This window comes from Nonomuraea sp. NPDC050643 (assembly GCF_040654715.1).
In the GTDB taxonomy this organism is placed as follows: domain Bacteria; phylum Actinomycetota; class Actinomycetes; order Streptosporangiales; family Streptosporangiaceae; genus Nonomuraea.
Map to the genome: position 1 here is coordinate 68,358 of NZ_JBFAIM010000050.1, position 20,320 is coordinate 88,677.

The 20,320-nt window shown below is 71.7% G+C and carries 20 protein-coding genes; 15 read left to right on the forward strand and 5 right to left on the reverse strand.

Going from position 1 to position 20,320, the window contains the following annotated elements; genetic code table 11:
• The first annotated feature begins 43 nt into the window (after nucleotides 1-43).
• The 6 genes from AB0I15_RS45340 to AB0I15_RS45365 are packed head-to-tail and all read left to right on the forward strand — an operon-like array spanning nucleotide 44 to nucleotide 4,594.
• Complete coding sequence (locus AB0I15_RS45340; protein ID WP_358110994.1) at nucleotides 44-619, forward strand: A24 family peptidase; 576 nt, start codon at nucleotides 44-46, stop codon at nucleotides 617-619.
• Nucleotides 620-662: 43 nt separating this feature from the next.
• Nucleotides 663-1,844: a chorismate synthase gene (gene aroC, locus AB0I15_RS45345; RefSeq protein WP_358110997.1), complete on the forward strand. Its 1,182-nt coding sequence runs from the start codon at nucleotides 663-665 to the stop codon at nucleotides 1,842-1,844.
• On the forward strand, nucleotides 1,841-2,344 hold the full coding sequence (locus AB0I15_RS45350; RefSeq protein WP_358111000.1) for a shikimate kinase: 504 nt from the start codon (nucleotides 1,841-1,843) through the stop codon (nucleotides 2,342-2,344). The genes aroC and AB0I15_RS45350 overlap by 4 nt, the downstream gene beginning before the upstream one ends.
• Entirely contained in the window at nucleotides 2,341-3,411 is a 1,071-nt protein-coding gene (aroB, locus tag AB0I15_RS45355) for a 3-dehydroquinate synthase (protein WP_358111003.1), read from the forward strand. Before AB0I15_RS45350 ends, aroB begins: the two co-directional genes overlap by 4 nt.
• Nucleotides 3,408-3,842 (forward strand): type II 3-dehydroquinate dehydratase, encoded by a 435-nt coding sequence (aroQ, locus tag AB0I15_RS45360; protein ID WP_358111006.1) that lies wholly within the window; start codon nucleotides 3,408-3,410, stop codon nucleotides 3,840-3,842. Before aroB ends, aroQ begins: the two co-directional genes overlap by 4 nt.
• Entirely contained in the window at nucleotides 3,839-4,594 is a 756-nt protein-coding gene (locus AB0I15_RS45365) for an SGNH/GDSL hydrolase family protein (RefSeq protein ID WP_358111009.1), read from the forward strand. Before aroQ ends, AB0I15_RS45365 begins: the two co-directional genes overlap by 4 nt.
• A 332-nt stretch (nucleotides 4,595-4,926) precedes the next feature.
• Here AB0I15_RS45365 and AB0I15_RS45370 read toward each other — a convergent pair whose 3' ends face one another.
• Nucleotides 4,927-6,912 carry an ATP-dependent DNA helicase gene (locus AB0I15_RS45370; RefSeq protein ID WP_358111012.1) on the reverse strand — a complete coding sequence of 662 codons (1,986 nt, stop codon included), beginning with the start codon at nucleotides 6,910-6,912 and terminating at the stop codon, nucleotides 4,927-4,929.
• 241 nt (nucleotides 6,913-7,153) lie between these two features.
• Here AB0I15_RS45370 and AB0I15_RS45375 point away from each other — a divergent pair, with 241 nt between their 5' ends.
• Both AB0I15_RS45375 and AB0I15_RS45380 read left to right on the forward strand, forming a co-directional pair.
• Nucleotides 7,154-8,341 carry a hypothetical protein gene (locus AB0I15_RS45375; protein WP_358111015.1) on the forward strand — a complete coding sequence of 396 codons (1,188 nt, stop codon included), beginning with the start codon at nucleotides 7,154-7,156 and terminating at the stop codon, nucleotides 8,339-8,341.
• A 95-nt stretch (nucleotides 8,342-8,436) separates the two neighbouring features.
• Entirely contained in the window at nucleotides 8,437-10,017 is a 1,581-nt protein-coding gene (locus tag AB0I15_RS45380) for a Na+/H+ antiporter (RefSeq protein WP_358111018.1), read from the forward strand.
• On the opposite strand, the gene AB0I15_RS45385 is transcribed toward AB0I15_RS45380, so the two are convergent.
• Complete coding sequence (locus AB0I15_RS45385; protein ID WP_358111021.1) at nucleotides 10,014-10,271, reverse strand: UBP-type zinc finger domain-containing protein; 258 nt, start codon at nucleotides 10,269-10,271, stop codon at nucleotides 10,014-10,016. The two genes, AB0I15_RS45380 and AB0I15_RS45385, sit on opposite strands and share 4 nt — an antisense overlap.
• A gap of 167 nt (nucleotides 10,272-10,438) precedes the next feature.
• On the opposite strand from AB0I15_RS45385, the gene AB0I15_RS45390 reads away from it, so the two are divergent.
• Genes AB0I15_RS45390 through AB0I15_RS45415 form a run of 6 tightly spaced genes read left to right on the forward strand, consistent with a single transcriptional unit; the run spans nucleotide 10,439 to nucleotide 17,107 of the window.
• Nucleotides 10,439-11,158 carry an ABC transporter ATP-binding protein gene (locus tag AB0I15_RS45390; protein ID WP_358111124.1) on the forward strand — a complete coding sequence of 240 codons (720 nt, stop codon included), beginning with the start codon at nucleotides 10,439-10,441 and terminating at the stop codon, nucleotides 11,156-11,158.
• Nucleotides 11,146-11,910, forward strand: a complete 765-nt coding sequence (locus AB0I15_RS45395; RefSeq protein ID WP_358111024.1) for an ABC transporter ATP-binding protein — start codon at nucleotides 11,146-11,148, stop codon at nucleotides 11,908-11,910. Before AB0I15_RS45390 ends, AB0I15_RS45395 begins: the two co-directional genes overlap by 13 nt.
• Nucleotides 11,907-13,757 carry an AMP-binding protein gene (locus AB0I15_RS45400; RefSeq protein WP_358111027.1) on the forward strand — a complete coding sequence of 617 codons (1,851 nt, stop codon included), beginning with the start codon at nucleotides 11,907-11,909 and terminating at the stop codon, nucleotides 13,755-13,757. Before AB0I15_RS45395 ends, AB0I15_RS45400 begins: the two co-directional genes overlap by 4 nt.
• Complete coding sequence (locus AB0I15_RS45405; protein ID WP_358111030.1) at nucleotides 13,754-14,641, forward strand: branched-chain amino acid ABC transporter permease; 888 nt, start codon at nucleotides 13,754-13,756, stop codon at nucleotides 14,639-14,641. Before AB0I15_RS45400 ends, AB0I15_RS45405 begins: the two co-directional genes overlap by 4 nt.
• A complete protein-coding gene (locus tag AB0I15_RS45410; RefSeq protein WP_358111033.1) occupies nucleotides 14,638-15,804 on the forward strand; it encodes a branched-chain amino acid ABC transporter permease in 1,167 nt (388 codons plus the stop codon). Before AB0I15_RS45405 ends, AB0I15_RS45410 begins: the two co-directional genes overlap by 4 nt.
• 13 nt (nucleotides 15,805-15,817) lie before the next feature.
• The gene (locus AB0I15_RS45415; RefSeq protein ID WP_358111036.1) at nucleotides 15,818-17,107 is read left to right on the forward strand and encodes an ABC transporter substrate-binding protein; all 1,290 of its coding nucleotides are present in this window, start codon (nucleotides 15,818-15,820) and stop codon (nucleotides 17,105-17,107) included.
• 93 nt (nucleotides 17,108-17,200) lie between these two features.
• Here AB0I15_RS45415 and AB0I15_RS45420 read toward each other — a convergent pair whose 3' ends face one another.
• On the reverse strand, nucleotides 17,201-18,019 hold the full coding sequence (locus tag AB0I15_RS45420) for a class I SAM-dependent methyltransferase (protein WP_358111039.1): 819 nt from the start codon (nucleotides 18,017-18,019) through the stop codon (nucleotides 17,201-17,203).
• A 78-nt stretch (nucleotides 18,020-18,097) separates the two neighbouring features.
• Here AB0I15_RS45420 and AB0I15_RS45425 point away from each other — a divergent pair, with 78 nt between their 5' ends.
• Nucleotides 18,098-18,697, forward strand: coding sequence for a TetR/AcrR family transcriptional regulator (locus AB0I15_RS45425; protein ID WP_358111042.1), 600 nt, complete (start codon nucleotides 18,098-18,100; stop codon nucleotides 18,695-18,697).
• A 5-nt stretch (nucleotides 18,698-18,702) separates the two neighbouring features.
• Here the strand turns inward: AB0I15_RS45425 and AB0I15_RS45430 are convergent, their stop codons facing one another.
• Together AB0I15_RS45430 and AB0I15_RS45435 are read right to left on the reverse strand one after the other, a co-directional pair.
• A complete protein-coding gene (locus AB0I15_RS45430) occupies nucleotides 18,703-19,632 on the reverse strand; it encodes a GNAT family N-acetyltransferase (RefSeq protein WP_358111045.1) in 930 nt (309 codons plus the stop codon).
• Nucleotides 19,633-19,725: 93 nt separating this feature from the next.
• Nucleotides 19,726-20,307, reverse strand: a complete 582-nt coding sequence (locus AB0I15_RS45435) for a DinB family protein (RefSeq protein WP_358111048.1) — start codon at nucleotides 20,305-20,307, stop codon at nucleotides 19,726-19,728.
• Nucleotides 20,308-20,320: the final 13 nt, after the last annotated feature.

A 20,320-nucleotide genomic window follows, 5' to 3' on the forward strand; every position in this document is an offset into this window, starting at 1 on the left:
TGGGAGGGCCGGTTGGGAGGGGGTGTCGGACTAGGGTCGCCGGGTGGTCGCACTCATGGCGCTCCTCGGCCTCGTCTGCGGAAGGGCCATCAGGGCGCTGGCCGACTCCTACCAGGACGGCGTGCCGTCCTGGCCACCCACCCTGGAAGTGCTGACCGCCGCCGTGGCCGCGCTCGTCGCGTGGCGGGTGGGGACCCCGTTCGTGTGCTTCGCCGTCATCGGCGTCGCCCTGGCGGTCATCGACTGGCGCACCCGTACGCTGCCCGACGCCATCACCCTCCCGGCGTACCCGATCACCGCGCTCGCCCTCTTGCCCACAGGAGAGCTGTCCAGGGCGCTCGCCGGTGGGGCGGTGCTGGCGGCCGTGTACGGGGTGCTCTGGTTCGCCAGGCCCGACGCCATGGGGTTCGGGGACGTGAAGCTGGCCGGGCTCATCGGCATGGCCGGCGGCGCGCTGGGCTGGCAGGCGCTGGTCGTGGCCGCCTTCGCCGGGCAGCTCCTCGGCGCCTTCTACGCCCTCGCCCTTCTGCTGACCAGGCGCGGAAACCGGCACACGCAGTTCCCGTTCGGGCCCTTCATGCTGCTCGGCGCGTTCGCGACACTCTGTCTCGCCAGGTGAACGAGGGACATCTCACTAGGCCGTACATGGAAGACTTGTACGCATGTTGCGCTGGTTGACCGCAGGAGAGTCCCACGGCCCCGAGCTCGTCGCCATCCTCGAAGGCCTGCCGGCCGGGGTAGAGGTGACCACGGCCGCCATCGACGAGGCCCTGCGCCGCCGCAGGCTCGGTTATGGGCGCGGCGCGCGGATGAAGTTCGAGCAGGACGAGGTGACCGTCGTCGGAGGCGTCCGCCACGGGCGCACGATGGGCAGCCCGGTGGCGATCCGCATCGGCAACACCGAGTGGCCCAAGTGGGAGAAGGTCATGTCGGCCGACCCGGTCGACGCCGACGAGCTGGACGGCCTGGCCCGTAACGCGCCCAGGTCCCGCCCCCGCCCCGGCCACGCCGACCTGGCGGGCATGCAGAAATACGGTTTCGACGACGCCCGCAACGTGCTCGACCGGGCCAGCGCCCGCGAGACGGCCGCCCGGGTGGCGCTCGGAGAGGTGGCCAAGCGCTTCCTCAAGCAGGCGCTCGGCGTCGACATCGTCAGCCACGTGACCGAGATCGGCGGCGCGCGCACCCCGGCCGAGGCCCTGCCCGGGCCGGGCGACCTGGCCAGGATCGACGACGACCCGGTGCGCTGTTCCGACGCCGAGGGCAGCGCCGCGATGATCGCCGTGATCGACAAGGCCCACAAGGACGGCGACACGCTCGGCGGCGTCGTCGAGGTCCTCGCCTACGGCCTGCCGCCGGGCCTGGGCAGCTACACGCACTGGGACCGCAGGCTCGACTCCCGGCTCGCCGGGGCGCTCATGGGCATCCAGGCGATCAAGGGCGTCGCGGTCGGCGACGGCTTCGAGACCGCCAGGCGCCCGGGCTCCCAGGCGCACGACGAGATCGAATACACCACCGAAGACGGCGTACGCCGCACCACCAACCGCGCCGGCGGCGTCGAGGGCGGCATGACCAACGGCGAGATCCTGCGGGTCAGCGCCGCCATGAAGCCGATCTCCACGGTCCCCAGGGCGCTGGCCACGATCGACGTCAAGACCGGTGAGGCCGCCAAGGCCCACCACGAGCGCTCCGACGTGTGCGCGGTCCCGGCGGCCGGCATCGTGGCCGAGGCGATGGTCGCGCTGGTGCTGGCCGACGCGGCGATCGAGAAGTTCGGCGGCGACTCCGTGGAGGAAGTCGCCCGCAACCTGTCCGGCTACCTTTCTTCCATGGTGATCAAATGACAGCGAAGGCCGTGCTGATCGGCCCTCCGGGATCCGGCAAGACCACGCTCGGGCGGCTGCTCGCCGAGCGGCTCGGCGTGGAGTTCCGCGACACCGACGCCGACGTGGAGGCGGTGGCGGGCAAGCCCGTCGCCGACATCTTCATCGAGGACGGCGAGGCCCGCTTCCGCGAGCTCGAGCACGAGGCCGTGCGCCGGGCGCTGGCCGAGCACGAGGGCGTCCTGTCCCTCGGCGGCGGCGCCGTGCTGCACGCGGAGACGCAGGCCCTGCTCGACGGCCACCACGTCGTCTACCTTCAGGTGGGGCTGGCCGACGCGGTCCAGCGGGTGGGCCTCGCCTCGGCCAGGCCGCTGCTGGTGCTCAACCCGCGCAGCCGGCTCAAGAAGCTCATGGAGGAGCGGCGTCCGGTCTACGAGCGCCTGGCCGTACGGACGGTCGTGACCGACAAGCGCGAGCCCGGCGAGCTCGCCGACGAGATCGTGGAGGGGCTGCCCGCATGACCGCGACGAGGATCCGGGTGGGCGGCGACAGCCCGTACGACGTGGTGGTGGGCACCGGCGTGGCGGCCGAGCTGCCGACGCTGCTCAAGCCGGGCGTGCGCACGGTGGCGGTCATCCGACCCGAGACCCTGCCGCGGATCGCGGCGCCGGTCGCCGCGGCGCTGGCCGAGGCCGGTCACGTCGTGGTCGACCTGCCCGTGCCCGACGGCGAGCCGGCCAAGACCGTCGAGGTGGCCGCCGGGCTGTGGTCCGCGCTCGGCCGCCACGGCGTGACCCGCTCCGACGCCGTGGTCGGCGTGGGCGGGGGCGCGACGACCGACCTGGCCGGGTTCGTGGCGGGCACGTGGCTGCGCGGCGTACAGGTGGTGCTCGTGCCCACGACGCTGCTGGCCATGGTGGACGCGGCGGTCGGCGGCAAGAACGGCATCGACACGCCCGAGGGCAAGAACCTCGTGGGCACGTTCCTGCCGCCCGCCGGCGTGCTGTGCGAGCTGTCCACGCTCGCCACCATGCCGCGGCGCGACTACGTGGCCGGGCTGGCCGAGATCATCAAGGGCGGCTTCATCGCCGACCCGGTGATCCTGGAGCTGATCGAGTCCGACCCCGAGGCCGCCACCGACCCGGCCGGGCCCCACACCCGCGAGCTGATCGAGCGCAAGATCCAGGTGAAGGCCGACGTCGTGGGCGCCGACCTGCGCGAGGCGGGCCTACGCGAGATCCTCAACTACGGCCACACGCTCGCCCACGCCATCGAGCGCGACGAGCACTACGCCATCCGCCACGGTGAGGCCGTGGCCATCGGCATGGTCTACGCCGCCGAGCTGTCGCGGCTGTCCGGGCGCGCCGACGTCGTGGAGCGCACCCGGTCCATCCTCACCGGCGTGGGCCTGCCGATCTCCTACCGCGCCGACGCCTGGCCGCGGCTGCGTGACCACATGCGCCTGGACAAGAAGAACCGCGGCGCCAAGCAGAGGTTCGTCGTCCTCGACGACCTGGCCAAGCCGGGCCGCCTCGAAGACCCCGCAGAAGAGCTGCTCGACGCCGCCTACAAGGAGATCTCCGCATGATCCTCGTGCTCAACGGGCCCAACCTGGGGCGGCTCGGCATCCGTGAGCCCAGCGTGTACGGGGCCGACACCTACGCGGACCTGGTCGACCTCTGCCACGACACCTGCGCCAAGCTCGGCCACGACGTCGACGTGCGCCAGACCGACAGCGAGGCCGAGCTGATCGGCTGGATCCACGAGGCGTGCGACGGCCGCATCCCGGTCGTGCTCAACCCGGCCGCGTTCACCCACTACTCCTACGCCGTCCGCGACGCCGTCGCCCAGCGCACGGCCCCGCTCATCGAGGTGCACATCTCCAACCCCGCCGCGAGGGAAGAGTTTCGCCATACCTCCGTCGTGGCCGGGGTGGCGACGGGCACCATCGCGGGGTTCGGACTACAGTCATACGTCCTTGCGCTGCACGCTATCGCGGAGATGAAACCCACCTCATGAGGCATTACAAGTCCTTCGTCGCCCTCGGCGACAGTTTCACCGAAGGACTGAACGATCCCGGTCCCGCCGGTCACTACCGTGGCTGGGCCGACCGGGTGGCCGAGCGGCTCGCCGCCGACGACCCCTCCTTCCGTTACGCCAACCTCGCCGTGCGCGGCAAGCTGCTCGACCAGATCGTGGCCGAGCAGGTGCCGCTGGCCGTCGACATGGCGCCCGACCTGGTCAGCTTCTGCGCCGGGGGCAACGACCTGCTCAGGCCGGGCAGCGATCCCGACGTGATGGCCAAGAAGCTCGCCAGGGCCGTACGCGACCTGCGGGCGGGCGGGGCCGACGTGCTGCTGTTCACGGGGGTGGATCCGCGTGACACGCCGCTGATGCGCCGCCTGCGCGGCCGCTTCGCCATCTTCTACCTGCACGTGCGCTCGATCGCCGACCTCTACGGGTGCCGCCTGGTCGACCAGTGGTCGATGCAGGGGCTGCGCGACTGGCGGGCGTGGAGCGCCGACCGGCTGCACATGAACGAGGACGGCCATCGGCTGGTGGCGGCGCGGGTGCTCGACGTGCTGGGGGTGCCGTTCGAGGACTGGCGCCAGGACTGGCCGGAGCGGGCGGTGGATCCGCGGGCGCGGCGCCGCGAGGACGCGCAGTGGATGCGCGAGCACCTGGTGCCGTGGATGACCCGCCGCCTGCGCGGCGTCTCCTCGGGCGACGGGATCTCTCCCAAACGCCCCGACCTCGCCCCCTGGTCGTAAACCGCCCATCGGTCCTGCCGGGCCGGCCCGGCGCACGCGACGAGCCGGCGTCGGGCGACGAACCCGCCATCTCTTACGGCAGGCCGGCCCGGCGCCACCCGCCGCACGGGGCGGGCGGCCCCCAGGGTGACGCCCGCTGACCCGCACGGGGCCGGCCGCCGCAACGCCGCAAACTTGACCGGCCTCCGTGGCAACCCAGACCCCGCCCGCGCCAGGCGACTCCGCCGGCCGTGGGCGCGCTGCTCGTCTCGGGCCGCCCGCAGGCCGTGCGGCGTGCCACCCGCGTCAGGCCGCCCGCGTCAGATCACAACGCCGGCCGTGCGGTGTTCGTGTCAGGAGGAGGCGGACGCTTCCGACGCCAGGCGCTTCAAGGCCGCTCTCGGGATGGCCGGGTCGGTCGTGCGCCAGAACGGGGGCAGGGAGCCCAGCAGGAAGCCGCTGTAGCGGGCCGTGGCCAGGCGGGGGTCGAGGACCGCGATCACGCCCTTGTCATCCTGGGCGCGCAGCAGCCGGCCCGCCCCCTGGGCCAGCAGCAGGGCGGCGTGGTTGGCCGCGACCGCCATGAAGCCGTTGCCGCCCCTGGCCGCCACGTGGCGCTGCCGGGCCGAGGTCAGCGGGTCGTCGGGGCGCGGGAACGGCACCCGGTCGATGATGACCAGCCGCAGCGCCGGCCCCGGCACGTCGACGCCCTGCCACAGCGACAGTGTCCCGAACAGGCACGTCGGCTCGTCTTCGGCGAACTGCTTGACCAGCAGCATCGTCGAGTCGTCGCCCTGGCACAGCAGCGGCACGTCCAGCCGCTCGCGCAGCGCCTCCGTGGCCGCCTTGGCGGCGCGCATCGAGGAGAACAGGCCCAGCGTGCGCCCCCCGGCCGCCTCGATGAGCTCGGTGATCTCGTCGAGGTATTGCTGGGGCAGCCCGTCGCGCCCGGGCTGGGGCAGGTGTTTGGCGACGTAGAGGATGCCGGCGCGGGGGTGGTCGAACGGCGAGCCGACGTCGATGCCCTGCCAGCCTTTGCCGTCGCCGAGCCCCCACTGCGCGGCCAGCGCGTCGAACGTGCCGCCGAGCGCGAGCGTGGCGGACGTGAGCACCACCGTGCGCTCGCCGAACAGCTTGTCGCGCAGCATGCCGCTCACGGTCAGCGGGGCGACCCGCAGCGACGGCGGGCGCCGGTCGGTGCCGGCGTCGAGCCAGACCACCTCCGCCCGGTCGGCCTCGGAGGCGTGCCCGTAGGCCTCCAGCATGCGCACCGCCGTGTCGTGGACCTCGTCGAGCGCCGTGAACGCCGCCTTGCGCTGCCCCGCCTTGTCGGGGTCGTCCTTGTCGGCGTTGCGCGGGCCCAGGGCCGTGACGCAGCGCCACGCCGTGTCGCGTACGAGCTGCAGGGTCAGGCCGAGCACCTGCGGCAGGTCGTCGATGCGGCCGGGCGGCGCGGCGGCCAGCAGCGCCTTGAGGTCTTCGCCCGCCTCCATGAGCTGGTCGGCGATGGGCTGCTCGATCAGCCGGCCGACGCGGCGCACCGCCAGCAGAACCGACGCCTCCGACAGCTCGCCGGTCACCACCGAGGTCACCCGGTCGACCAGCTCGTGCGCCTCGTCCACGACCACGACCTCGTGCTCGGGCAGCACCGGCAGGTCGCCCATGGCGTCGATGGCCAGCAGCGCGTGGTTGGTCACCACGACGTCCACCTCGCCCGCCCGCGCCCTGGCCAGCTCGGCGAAGCACTCGGCGCCGCTCGGGCAGCGGGTGGCCCCCAGGCACTCCTGGGCGCTCACCGAGAACTGCCGCCACGCCTGCTCGCTCACGCCCGGCACCAGCTCGTCGCGGTCGCCGGTCTCGGTCTCCTCGGCCCACTCCTGGATGCGCTGCACCATGCGGCCGGTCGCGCTCACCTCGCGCGGGTCGAAGAGCTGGTCCTGCTCGTCCTCCTCGGGCCAGCCGGCGGTCGCCTTGTAGCGGCACAGGTAGTTGCGGCGGCCCTTGAGGATGGCGAACGTCGGCTCGTGCGGCAGCTCCTTGCCCAGCGCCTCGGACAGCCGGGGCAGGTCGCGGTCCACGAGCTGGCGCTGCAGGGCGATGGTGGCCGTGGAGATGACGACGGGTGATTCGCTGTCCATCGCGTGCCGGATCGACGGCACCAGGTATGCCAGCGACTTGCCGGTCCCCGTGCCCGCCTGGACGGCCAGATGCTCGTCTTCGTCGATGGCCCGCTGCACGGACTGGACCATGGTGATCTGGCCCTGCCGTTCGCTCCCTCCGAGAGCGCTGACCGCGATGCTGAGCAGTTCGTCCACTGACGGGAGATGGGAGTCCGGCACGGCAGTAAACGCTACCCGCTCTCCGGGGTCGCCGCGCCGAACGCGGTGTGATCGTCCAGACGCATCCCGGCATTCCGGAATCCTGGCGGCGGGTTGCGTGGCACACTGGGCGATCGGAACTCCAGCTGGGCCTCACAGCGAGTGACCGGAGGGGTTCCCGGTGTAGATGAGATGGTCGGTTCCCTAGGGTTTTCCGGGGTTGAGTGGACGAATAAAGGCTGGTTAAAGCAGTATGTCTGCCATGTCGGAAGTTGTCCCGTTGCCGTCGTTCGGCGAAGTCTTCTTCGATGCACGAGGTCAGGAGCGCTGCCTCCGGGTCACGTGGCATGAGGGCACGCTGGTCCTCAGCCTGTGGCGCGGCGAGATGTGCACAGCGAGCTTCCGCATGCCGATGGAGGACGTCGGCAGGCTGCTCGACACCCTCGACGAGGGTTTCGCGGAGGCCACGGGCGAGCAGCCCGCCGTGCCCGCGCACGATCCCGGGACCGAGGTCATCCCCGGCACCGGGACCTACCAGCGGCCGGCCCAATACGCTCCGCAACCACAGTCGCAGCCGCAGCCCCAGCTCGACGAGCGGCCCACGGCCGCCCTGTCGCCCAACGACGTCCTCGTGGCAAGGGGCGCGCCGCCCCAGGACAAGCTCGTGGCCTCCTACGGCGAGACCACGGGGCCCAGAGACGCCACCCCCGCGTACGGGGAGCAGCGGAGCCCCTTCACGGGCCCGCAGTACGTCGAGACGACCGCCCCGCAGCAGCCGTACACGGGCGACCCCTTCAGCGGTCCCCAGTACACCGGCGACCCGCTCAGCGGCCCTCACTACGTGCAGCCCCAGGCCGACCCCTTCACGGGCCCGCAGTACGTCGACAGCGCGTCGGCCTACCAGATGCCCGGAGACCAGCGCCGCCCGGCGCCGCTGAGCACCGACCCGCTGGGCTTCCCCTCGCAGGCGGCCGACCCGTACCAGCAGCAGCAACAGCAACAGCAACAACAACGGCCCGACCTGTACCAGGCCGACCCGTACCCGTCCGACCCGTACGGCGGCAGGCGCCCCGACGCCTACCAGCAGCCTCAGCCCCAGTACCAGGCCCAGTACGAGCAGCCCCACTACGACCAGCCGCAGTACGAGCAGCCGCCGGCCGAGCAGACCGGCGCGGGCCTGGGCACGCCCATGCACGGCATCCCGGGCGCCGGTCGGCCCCGGTCGATGCCCCAGCGGCGGCAGCCGCAGTCCGCCGTGGACGACTACGGCCCCTACCAGACCCCGCCGCCCAACCCGGTCGACCCGCTGATGGCCCTCGGCCGGCAGGAGCAGTACCAGCAGCAGCCCCAGCAGCCCTACGCGGCCGGGGACCCCATGTTCTCCACGGGCGAGCGCCTGCGTCCTGAGCAGCCGGACTACCACGAAAGAAGCGATCGCAGGGAGTGGTGAGGGCAGGCTCCGGCGCGGCGGGTACGCTCACGGCGGGACGATCGAACTGATCGATCCGGCCGAGCCGATCAGGCCGGGGAGCGGGAGGAGCGCCGGTGAACCCGACCATGGGCCTGCAACTGCTGCTGGTCGCCGGTGGCGCGATCGCCGTGGCGGCCGTGGCGCGGCGCAAGGGCTGGCCGGCCCCGCTGTTGCTGGTGGCGGCCGGGCTGCTGGTCTCGCCGCTGGTGCCGCCGGTGCCGCTGCAGCCGGAGCTGGTGCTGTTCGTGTTCCTGCCGCCGCTGCTCTACTCGGCCGCGCTCGACAGCTCCTACCTGCGCCTGCGTGACGTCAAGCGGGCGGTGGGCCTGCTGTCGATCGGGCTGGTGCTGTTCACCACGGCCGTCGTCGGGTTCGTGGTGCATCTGCTGCTGCCGGATCTGCCGCTGGCGCTGGCGTTCGCGCTGGGCGCCATCATCGCCCCGCCCGACGCGGTGGCCGCCGTCGCGGTCGGCCGCCGGCTGGGCCTGCCGCGCCGGGCGCTGACGATCCTCATCGGCGAGAGCCTGTTCAACGACGCGACCGCGCTGACCCTCTACCGGGTGGCCATCGGGGCGGCCGTGGGCGGGGCCGTCAGCCTGTGGCAGGGGCTGGGCGAGTTCGTGTTCGCCGCCGCGGGCGGGGTGGCCATCGGGCTGGCGCTGGCGTTCGCGTTCGCGTGGCTGTTCGAGCGCACCCGCGACTCGCTGGTCGAGAACACGCTGATGCTGCTGATCCCGTTCACCGCCTACCTCGCGGCGGAGTCCGTGCACGCCTCGGGCGTCATCGCGGTCGTGATCGTCGGCCTCTACCTCGGCAATCGCATGCACCTGCGGGGGTTCGGCACGCGGCTGGTGTCCGACGCGGTGTGGAAGGTCACCGACTTCTTCCTCGAGGCGATCGTGTTCGCGCTGATCGGGCTGCAGCTCGTCACCGTGATCGAGGGCATGGCCGGCTACGGCGCCTGGGAGGTCGCCGGCTACGCGGCCGCGGTGCTGGCGGTGACGATCGTCAGCAGGTTCGTGTGGGTGTTCGTGGTCACGTTCCTGACCAGGCTGGTGACCAGGGGCGGCGTCGCGCCGACGGTGCAGCAGACGGTGATACTCGGCTGGGCCGGCATGCGCGGTGTGGTGTCGCTGGCGGCCGCGTTCGCCATTCCGCCGACGGTGCCCGAGCGGGAGCGGGCGATGCTGCTGTTCCTGACGTTCACGACCGTCATCGGCACCCTGCTCATCCAGGGCACCACGTTCTCCGCCCTGATCAGGCGGTTGCGCGTGTCGAGCGAGCAGGAGCAGTACGAAGACCGCCTGGCCGAGGCGGCCGCCCAGCAGGCGGCGCTCGAGGCGGGCCTGGCCGAGCTCGAACGGCTGGTCGCCGAGCAGGACGGCGAGCCCGACGAGATCCAGAAGCAGGTCATCGACCAGCTCAGGGAGAAGTCCTGGCGCCGCTCGCTGAGCGCCTGGGAACGCCTGGGCGGCGGCACCGGCCACGGCGGCTCCGAGACGCCCAGCTCGCTCTACCGGCGGCTGCGCCGCGACATGCTGCAGGCCGAACGACAGGTCTTCGTCCGCCTGCGCGACGAGCGCCGCCTCGACGACGAGGTGCTGCGCGAGGTGATGTCCCAGCTCGACTTCGAAGAGGCGATCCTGGAGCGTTAGCCCATCTGGCTGTCCACGAAGCACCAGCGCCAGTCCTCGCCGGGCTCGAACGACTGGACGACCGGATGGGTCGTGCTGTGGAAGTGCGCGGTGGCGTGCTTGGCCGGCGAGGAGTCGCAGCAGCCGATGTGGCCGCACTCCAGGCAGCGGCGCAGGTGCACCCACCGGCCGTTCGTGGCGATGCACTCCTCGCAGCCGGCCGGCGTCTGCGCGGGAGCGTCGCCGGCCTGGGAAAGATGCTCACAAATTGCCATACGAGAAATCCTAAGACCAGTGTGCCGTCCGAATTTCGGCAGGGCCTCTTGTCGGTGGCCGGGCAAGCGTGGACATTGTGGTCATCGGGGAGTGACATAGGCCACACAATGCCCGGGAGCCGTGCGTGCTTGAGGTCCGTAACCTCGAGGTCGTCTACGACGACGTGATGCTGGTGCTGCGCGGGGTGAGCCTCAGCGTACCGCCCGGCTCCATCGTGGCCCTGCTCGGCGCGAACGGCGCCGGCAAGACCACCCTGCTGCGGGCGCTGTCCGGGCTGCTCGACGTGCACGACGGCGAGATCACCAAGGGCGGCGTCACGCTGGAGGGCGAGCCCATCCACCATCTCAAACCCGCCCAGATCGTCCGGCGCGGCCTGAGCCAGGTGATGGAGGGCCGCCGCATCCTGGCCGAGCTGACCGTCGAGGAGAACCTCAAGGTCGGCGGCCACACGGCCGGCACCTCGCACCTGGACCGCGTCTACGGCCTGTTCCCCCTGCTGAGCGAGCGTCGCAAGAGCGTGTCCGGCTACCTGTCGGGCGGTGAGCAGCAGATGCTGGCCGTGGGCCGCGCGCTCATGGCGGGCCCGAAATACCTGCTGCTCGACGAGCCCAGCCTGGGCCTGGCGCCGTCGCTGGTCGGGCAGGTACGCGACCTCATCGTCGAGATCAACCGCCAGGGCACCACGGTCCTGCTGGTCGAGCAGAACGCCACGATGGCCCTGTCCATCGCCTCGCACGGCTACGTGATGGAGACCGGCAAGATCGTCATGGACAAGCCGTCGCGGGAGCTGCTCGCCGACGAGGACATCAAGGAGTTCTACCTGGGGGCCGTCCGCTCGTTCCGCGAGGTCAAGCACTACAAGCGGAGAAAACGATGGCTCTCCTGACGTTCGAGGACGTGCACCTGAGCTTCGCCGGTGTCAAGGCCATCGACGGGGTCTCGTTCGAGGTGCGCCAGGCCGAGCTGCTGGCCATCATCGGGCCGAACGGCGCCGGCAAGACCTCGATCTTCAACGTGCTGTCCGGCGTCTACCGGCCCCAGAGCGGCCGGGTCACGTTCCTCGGCGCCGACCTGCTGGCCAGGCGCCCGCACGAGATCGCCGCCATGGGCCTGGCCAGGACGTTCCAGAACGTGGAGCTGTTCCACAACCTGACCGTCCTGGACAACCTCATGCTCGGCCGCCACCACCACTTCCGCTACGGCGCGCTGCCGGCCCTCCTCTGGTACGGCCGCGCCAGGCGGGCCGAACTGGCCGCCCGCGCCAAGGTCGAGGACATCATCGACTTCCTGGAGCTCGAGGCCTGGCGGCGGCACCCCGTGCGGCTGCTCCCGTACGGGGTCCAGAAGCGGGTCGAGCTGGGCCGGGCGCTGGCCATGGAGCCCCGGCTGCTCCTGCTGGACGAGCCCGTGGCCGGCATGAACCTGGAGGAGACCGAGGACATGGCCAGATTCGTGCTGGACATCCGCGACGAGCTGGGCATCCCGGTCGTGCTGGTGGACCACGACATGGCGCTGGTCATGGACCTGGCCGACCGCGTGCTCGTGCTGGACTTCGGCCGCCCGGTCGCGCTCGGCAGCCCGGCCGAGGTGCAGCGCGACCCCGCGGTGATCGAGGCGTACCTGGGAGGGACGGCATGAGCGTGCGGACCGAGGGACTGAGGACCGCCACCATCGTCACGCGGGTGCGCGACCGCGCCAGGGGCGCGCCCGGGGCCGTCGCCATGCGGCACAAGGACCTCGGCATCTGGCGGGAGGTCACCTGGGCGGGGTACTGGACGCAGGTGGAGCTGGTCGCCCACGCGCTGCTCGCGCTCGGCGTCGAGGCCGGCGACCGGGTGGCCGTGCACGCGGAGAACCGCCCGGAATGGCTCTACGCCGACCTCGGCACGGTCGCGGTGCGCGGCATCACGGTCGGCCTCTATCCCACCAACCCGCCGGCCGAGGTCGCCTACCTCCTGGCCGACTCCGGCGCCAGGGTCCTCATCGCCGAGGACCAGGAGCAGGTGGACAAGGCGCTGGCCGTCCTCGACGAGTGCCCCGAGCTGCGCCGCATCGTCTACCTGGAGCCGCGCGGCATCCGCGGCCGCTACGACGACGACGCCCTGATGTCCTGGCCCGAGCTGCTCGCCCTGGGCGCCGAGCACCGCGCCGCGCACCCGGAGGCCGTCGAGCGGCGCATGGCCGAGGCCGCGCCCGACGACGTCATGGCCCTCATCTACACCTCCGGCACCACCGGGCCGCCCAAGGGCGTGATGCTCACCGTGGGGAACGTCGAGTTCGCCGTGCGCACGCTCGTCACCGGCGGCGGCTTCACCTCCCCGCCGCCCTCCGAGCGCGACCTCGCGCTGTCGTACCTGCCGCTGTGCCACGTGGCCGAGCGGGCGTTCACCGTGTGGTTCAACTCGGCGGCCGGGGTGCAGGTGAACTTCGCCGAGTCGATCGACACCGTGCAGGCCAACCTGCGCGAGGTGCAGCCGACGATCCTGTTCGGGGTGCCGCGGATCTGGGAGAAGGTGCTGGCGCAGGTCAACATCCGGCTGGAGTCGGCCTCACCGGTCAAGCGGGCCCTCACCCGGTTCTGGCTGCGGACCGCCGACCGGGTCGGTGACGCGCTGGTGCGCACCGGGGGCCGGCACACGTTCTGGACGCGGATCGCGTACGGGATCGGCTGGGTGTTGTGTTACCGGTCGCTGCGCGAGCGGCTCGGCATGCGGCGGGTGCGGTACGCCGCCTCCGGGGCCGCGCCGATCGCGCCCGACGTGCTCAAGTTCTACATGGGCATCGGCATCGCCATGCACGAGGTGTACGGCATGAGCGAGAACACCGCCATCGCCACCGCCAACCGCCCCGGCCGGGTACGCCTGGGCACGGTCGGCGAGCCGCACCCCGGCATCGAGCTGACGATCGACGAGGCGACCGGCGAGATCATGACCAGGCATCCGGGGAACTTCGCCGGCTACTGGCGCAACCCGCGCGCCACCGCCGACGTGCTCGACGAGGACGGCTGGCTGCACACCGGCGACGTGGGCGAGTGGGCCGACGGCACGCACGTGCGGATCACCGACCGGATGAAGGACATCATCATCACGGCCGGCGGCAAGAACGTGGCGCCCAGCGAGATCGAGAACGCGCTCAAGGCGTCCCCGTACATCAAGGAGGCCGTGGTCGTCGGGGACCAGCGGCCGTACCTGGTGGCGCTGATCGGGATCGAGCTGGACACGGTGGGGGAGTGGGCGCGGCGGCGCGGGCTGCCGTACACGACCTATCGGGACCTGTCGGAGAAACCGGAGACACGCGAGCTCGTGCGGGGCATCGTGGAGGCGGTCAACGACCGGTTCGCGCGGGTGGAGCAGGTGAAGCGCTTCGCGTTCCTGCCCAAGGAGCTCGACCACGAGGACGGCGAGCTGACCGCGACCCAGAAGGTCAAGCGCTCGGCCATCGCCAAGCTGTTCGAGGATCTGGTCGAGGGGATGTACGCCCGGTGAAGGGGCTGCTCGAGTCCGTCATCAGGGGCCTGGGCAACGGCTCGGTGTACGCGCTGCTCGCGCTCGGCTTCGTGATCATCTACAAGGCCACGCGCGTGATCAGCTTCGCGCAGCCCGCGCTCATGCTGGCCGGGGCGGTGGCGGTCAGCTATCTGGCTTCGGTGACCGGTTTCTACCTGGCGGTGCTGCTGTCCGCGCTGCTCATCGCCGGGGTGGCGCTGGCGATCGAGCGGGTGGCGATCCGGCCCATGGTGGGGCGGCCCGTCTTCGTGGTGGCGATCATCACGCTCGGCATCGACGTGGTCGTACGGGTGGTGGTGAACGGCTTCATCGGGCGGGACGTGCGCCAGGTCGGGGACCCGTGGGGGTTCACGCAGGTGTCGCTCGGGCCGCTGGTCGTGCAGTCGCGCTGGCTGGCCATGCTGCTGGCGACCGCCGTGCTGGTGGCGCTGCTGTTCGCGTTCTTCCGCTACACCCGCTACGGGCTGGCCATGCGGGCGGCGGCCTTCGACCAGGAGATCGCGCTGGCCCAGGGGGTCTCCGTCGGGGCGGTGTTCGCGCTGTCGTGGGGCCTGGCCGGGTTCCTGGCGGCGATCGCCGGCATGTTCGTCGGCACCGGGCAGGGGATCGAGCAGATGACCTGGGTGATCGCCTTGAAGGCGCTGCCGGCGATCATCGTGGGCGGGCTCGACTCGCTCGGCGGGGCCGTCGCGGGCGGGCTGATCGTGGGCGTGGTGGAGTCGTTGTTCCAGTCGTACCAGGGGGAGTTCGCGCCGTGGCTGGGGCAGAACTTCGCGGTCGTGTCGCCGTACGTGGTGATGCTGATCGTCTTGATGGTCAGGCCGTACGGACTGTTCGGGACCCGGGAGGTCGAACGCGTATGACCGAGACGCGCGCCGCGGCGGCCTCCGCCGTCCCCGACATACCGACCGGCCGGTCTCGGCGGGTGCGGGGGCGGCCCCTGCTCTACACCTCCTACGCCCAGGACATGGCGCTGCTCGACACGCGGGCCAAGCGGGTCTCGACGGGGCTGCTGGTGCTGCTGGCGTTCGCGCTCTCCGTGCTGCTGCAGGACCGGTCGCTGGAGGTGCTGGCGGGGGCGTACGTGCTGGCCATCGGGGCCATCGGGCTCAACATCGTCACCGGGTACGCCGGTCAGGTCTCGCTCGGCCACGCGTTCTTCGTGGCCATCGGGGCGTACACGGCCGCCGCCCTGTCGGGTCCCGTGGACGGCGAGAACCTCGGGTTCGGCCTCGCCGAGCTGTGGATCTGGCTGCCCGCGGCCGGGCTCGTCGCCGCGGCGGCGGGGGTGCTGGTCGCGCCGCTGGCCGGCCGGCTGCGCGGGCTCTACCTGGCCGTGGTCACGCTCGGGCTGGTGTTCCTCGGCGAGCACATCTTCAAGGAGTGGCAGGAGCTGACCGGCGGCCCCGGGGTGGGCAGGGAGGCCGCGATCCCGCAGCTCTTCGGCGTGCGCCTGGACCAGGACGGCCCCTTCGGCACCAAGGAACAGCTCCTCTACACGCTCATGCTGGTGCTGCTCATCGTCTTCGCCGTGGCCGCGCGCAACCTGGCCCGCTCGCGCATCGGCCGCGCCTTCGCCGCTATCCGCGACCGGGACATCGCCGCCGCGGTGATCGGGGTGCCGCTCACCCGGTACAAGGTGCTGGCCTTCGGCGTCTCGTCGTTCTACGCGGGCTGCGCGGGCGGCCTGCTGTACACGATCTCCGGTTACGTGGAGCCCGGCTCGTTCAACCTGCTGCTGTCGGTGCAGTTCATCGCGATGGTGCTGATCGGCGGCGTGGCGACCGTGTCGGGCGCGATCGCGGGCGCGCTGTTCATCTCGCTGCTGCAGCCGCTGACCAGGTCGCTGCCGGTGCTGGTGCCGTTCATCAGCGGGGACACGACGCGGACGCCGAACGTGTTCCAGGTCGAGACGGTCCTGTACGGGCTGCTCATCGTGCTGTTCCTCATCTTCGAGCCCCGGGGCCTGTTCGGCCTGTGGATCCGGGTCCGCAACTACTGGAAGTCCTGGCCTTTTTCTTACTAGAAAGGTTTCTTCGATGAAGAGTCGCTATGCAGCGGGATTTATCGCCATAGTGGCCCTTCTGTCCGCATGCGGCGTCTTCCGGGGGGACGACGAGGGCAGCAAGGGCGGCGCCCAGGCTCCAGGGGTCACCACCGAACCCTGCCCCTCCGCGGTCGACACCAAGAAGGGCTGCATCTACCTCGGCACGGTCTCCGACCTCACCTCCGGCCCCTTCGCCGCGCTGGCCGTGCCCATCACCGACGCGCAGAAGGCGTTCTGGGCCCGCGTGAACGAGGCGGGCGGCATCGGCGGCAGGTACGAGGTGGACGTCACCAAGTACGTCAAGGACAACAAGTACAACCCGGAGGTGCACCGGCAGGTCTACAACGAGATCAAGGACCAGGTGCTGGGCCTGGCCCAGACCCTCGGCTCACCCACCACGGCCGCGATCATCGCCGACCTCAAGGCCGGCGACATCGTCTCCGCCCCCGCCTCCTGGACCTCGGCCTGGGAGTTCGAGGACGTCATCATCGAGACCGGCTCCAACTACTGCGTCGAGGCGATGAACTCGGTGGACTACGCGGTGGAGACGTACGAACCGAAGTCGGTCATGGCCGTCCACCTGGCCGGCGACTACGGCGCGGACGCGGCGGCCGGCGCCAAGATCGCCGCCGAACGCGGCGGCCTGACGTTCACCAGCGTCGAGACCCCCTCGGGCGCCACCGAGCAGGGCAGGGCCATCACGGAGATCACCAAGAACAAGCCCGACCTGGTCATCCTGACGACCGGCCCCGCCGACGCCGCCACGATCGTCGGCCAGACGGCCGCCGCCGGCTACAAGGGCCGCTTCATCGGCACGGGACCCACCTGGAACCCGGCCCTCCTGCAGTCCCCGGCCGCCCCGGCCCTGAAGGCGCTGTACGAGCAGTCGGCCCCCGGCAAGCCCTGGGACGCCGACACCCCGGGCCACAAGGCGATGCGTGACGCCCTGCCCGGCGTCACCCCGAACGACGGCTACACGTCGGGGTGGGCGTGGGCGTACCCGATGAAGGCGGCCCTGGACAAGATGGTGGCCGGCGGGGACGTGAGCAGGAAGGGCCTGCTGGCGGCGGTGAAGACGCTGAAGACGGTGGACTACGAGGGCATGCTGCCCCCGGAGGCCGGCAACTACGCGGACGCGACCAGCGCGGCGGTCTTCCGGCAAACCTTGATCAACAAGGTCGACGACAAGGCGACCACGGGCGTCACCACGGTCAAGGACTTCTTCACGGGCCCGACGGCGCAGTCGTACACCTTCGACGGCCCCTGTTTCACCAAACTGTAGAACCCTGGGCGCGCCCACCCACCGGGGACCGGGCGCGCCCGGTATACCCGCCCCGAGCGATCCTCCTCGGGCGTGCCGGTCAGGTGCGGTGGGTCAGGTGGTTCGGGGTGCGGTGACGACCACCGTGGCGTACCGCATCGTGAAAGCGCCCCCCACCGCGTCGATGGCCGCCCCCATGTCCGCCAGCAGCTCCGCCAGCTTCTCGCGCGGGAACCGGCTGAGGCCGCCGGCCGTGGGCACCTGCTCCAGCCAGGCGTCCCGCGTGTACGAGTGCTCCCAGTCGAACCGCCACTCCTCCGGCTCCCCGAACCCGCCGGCCTCCCGGATCCCGTCGGCTGCCTTCCTGAACATCACCGAGTACCCCTCCAAGGGTGACATCGACGACTTGACCATCGGCGCCTCGGGAAGCACCCTGCGGTAAACGGCGCCGAACGCGTCCGCCAGTTCGGCCGGGGGCTGGGCGACGTACCAGAAGGTCGCGAGCCGGCCGCCGGGCTTGAGCACCTGCGCGGCCTTGGTGGCGCCCGCGACCGGGTCCACCCAGTGCCACGTCTGACCGGCCACGACCGCGTCGAACGTGCGGCCGCCCGGGTCCCACGCTTCGAACGCGGACACCTCGACCTCCACGCCCGTCTTCCGCGCGAACGCGGCCATCCGCGCGTCGACCTCGACCCCGAGCACCCGGCAGCCGGCGGCCTGGAACTGGCGGGAGGAGATGCCGGTGCCGCACCCGACGTCGACGACGTCGAGCCCGGGGCTGGCGGTGACGATCGCCTCCACCATGGCGACGGGATAGTGGGGGCGGGTCCGGTCGTAGAGCTCGGGGTCGGCGCCGAACGACTCCGCTATCTGACGGTGGCGGTGGGGTTCGTTCTCAGAGGGACGCGGAGGTCCCGGCGGTATAGTGGGCATGCGCCCACCGTAGTGGGCAAGTGCCCACTCGTCAATGAGGGGCATCGGGATGTCAGCGTGGAAGGGGAGAGGCGCGGTATGCCGACAGGGGTGGCCATGCGCGACGCACGCGCCCAGTTGTTCGACGCCGCCGAGCGCGTCCTCGTACGCGACGGGCCCGACGCGCTGACCAGCCGGGCGGTGACGACGGAGGCGGGCTGCGCCAAGGGTGTGCTGCACCGGCACTTCGCCGACTTCGACGCCTTCCTGGCCGAGCTCGTCCTGGATCGCGTCGGCCGGATCGAGGCCCAGGCCGCCGCCCTGCGCGACGCCGCCGGGACCGGCACCGTCGCCGGCAACCTGACGGGCGCGGTGACGGACGTGTTCGGGCCGGTCGCCGTGGCGATCGTCGGCCTCGTCATCTCCCGGGACGAGCTCCGCGCCCGGCTGCGCCGGTCCAGGCCGGTCGGCGTCCCCCTCCTGGCGGAGGCCGCGGCCATGATCGCGTCCTATCTGACCGTCGAGCTCGAGATGGGCCGGATCGCGGCCGACTCCGAGGTGGACACGCTGGCGCTGACGCTGATCGGGGCCGGGCACCTGCTGTTCGCCGACCGGAAGAGCGCTCCGCCCGACGCCGGAGCCGTCGGCAGGATGGTGGAGACGGTCATGGCCGACGTGGTGCAGAGACGCCTGCTCTGACCGGCCTACGCGGGGTCGGAGAAGGCCAGCCGGATCTCCGTGTTGCGGTAACCGGCCCGGCGGAATGCCGCCGCCATGGGCGCGTTGCCCAGGTCGGTGGTGGCGGTGATGCGCCGCTTGCCGTTGGCCGCGTGGATGCGGGTGATCTCGCCGAGCACCTCGTCCACGTACCCGCGCCCGCGGAACTCCGGCACCACCCCCAGATAGCCGACATTCACGTTGTACGGAGTGGCCGACGGGATCGCCATGCCCGCCACCTCGCCCTTCTCCACCGTGTACGCCAGCCGCCACCACTCCCGCCTGCCGGGCGCCCCCAGGTAGAAGTCCATCTCCTCCTGGGCGGTCGCCGCCGCGCCCATGGCGGCCACGTTCGCGCGGGTCTGGGCGTCCAGGCTGCCTTCGGCGATCCTCCGGAACACCGTGAGGAACTCCTCGTCGGAGGCGTCGGCGAAACGCAGGGCGCCGGTGGCGGCGGGCACCCCGTCCGCGGGCGCCCACTCGAACTGCAGCCGCTCCACCTCCCGGCTCAGCCCCGCCGCGTGCGCGGCCGCCCGCCGCCAGCCCGCCGCGGCGGCCGTGGCCGGGTCCTCGCGCCACCCTCCCGCGACCTTCACCACGTACTGCACCGGCTCGGGGAATCCGGCCAGCGCCGCCCGGATCAGCGCCGCGCCGACGGCGGCACGGTCGCCCACGGCCGGATCCACGTCCAGGCAGTCGAGCGCGACCGGGTGCGCACCTCCCCTCGGTCCCCACCACAGTGCCCGGCCCAGCACGCGGTCACCGTCCTCGGCGATCCAGGTCCACTCCGGGCGGTACATGCCTTCGGCCAGCTCGGCGAGGTAGCGGTCGGCGGGGATCCAGCCGACGGGCTCGCCCACGGTCCAGGCGGTGACATGGTCGAGGTCGGCTGCGGTGGTGGGGCGGTAGGAGATCACCCCAGCACATTAGCGCCCTTTTTGACGCCTTCTGAGGGGCTTTGTCGGGTGGGGGGAGGGTGGGAGACCTGAGTGAGGCTCCCCGCATGATCATTACTGGCCTATGCGTCCGTCGATCCGCTCGCGCAACAGGTCGACGTGACCCATGTGGCGGCCGTACTCCCAGATCATGCCGAGCAGCACCTCGCGCAGCGACATCGCCCCTCCACCGCTGCCGTGCAGGTTCGAGGGGTCGTCGGCGGTGATGTCGAGGCTGGGCGCCTCGGCCACGAACCGCGTCGAGAAGTCCACCTCCGCGCGCCAGGCCTCCCACGCCTGCGCCACCACCTGAGGGTCGGGAACCGCGCCCTCGAAATCACCGTCGCGGTCGGTCTCGGAGGTGAACAGCCGGGGCACGTCCTGGCCCGCCATCAGCACCCGGAACGTCGCGCGCTCCACCTCGGCCAGATGCCGCACCAGGCCCAGGAGCGACATCGTCGACGGCTCGACGGAACGGCGCGCCATGGCCTCCGCGTCGAGACCCGCGCACTTCATCTCCAGCGTGAGGCGTGCGGTGCGCAGGGTCTCGGCCAGCGTGGTGCGCTCGTCGCCCAGCGAGGGACCGTGCTCACGCGGGTCGTCGTCAGAGGGCTTGCCGTCCGCGGTGAACATGTCGGCTCGTCGTGTGGTGGCCATGGTCGCAATGATC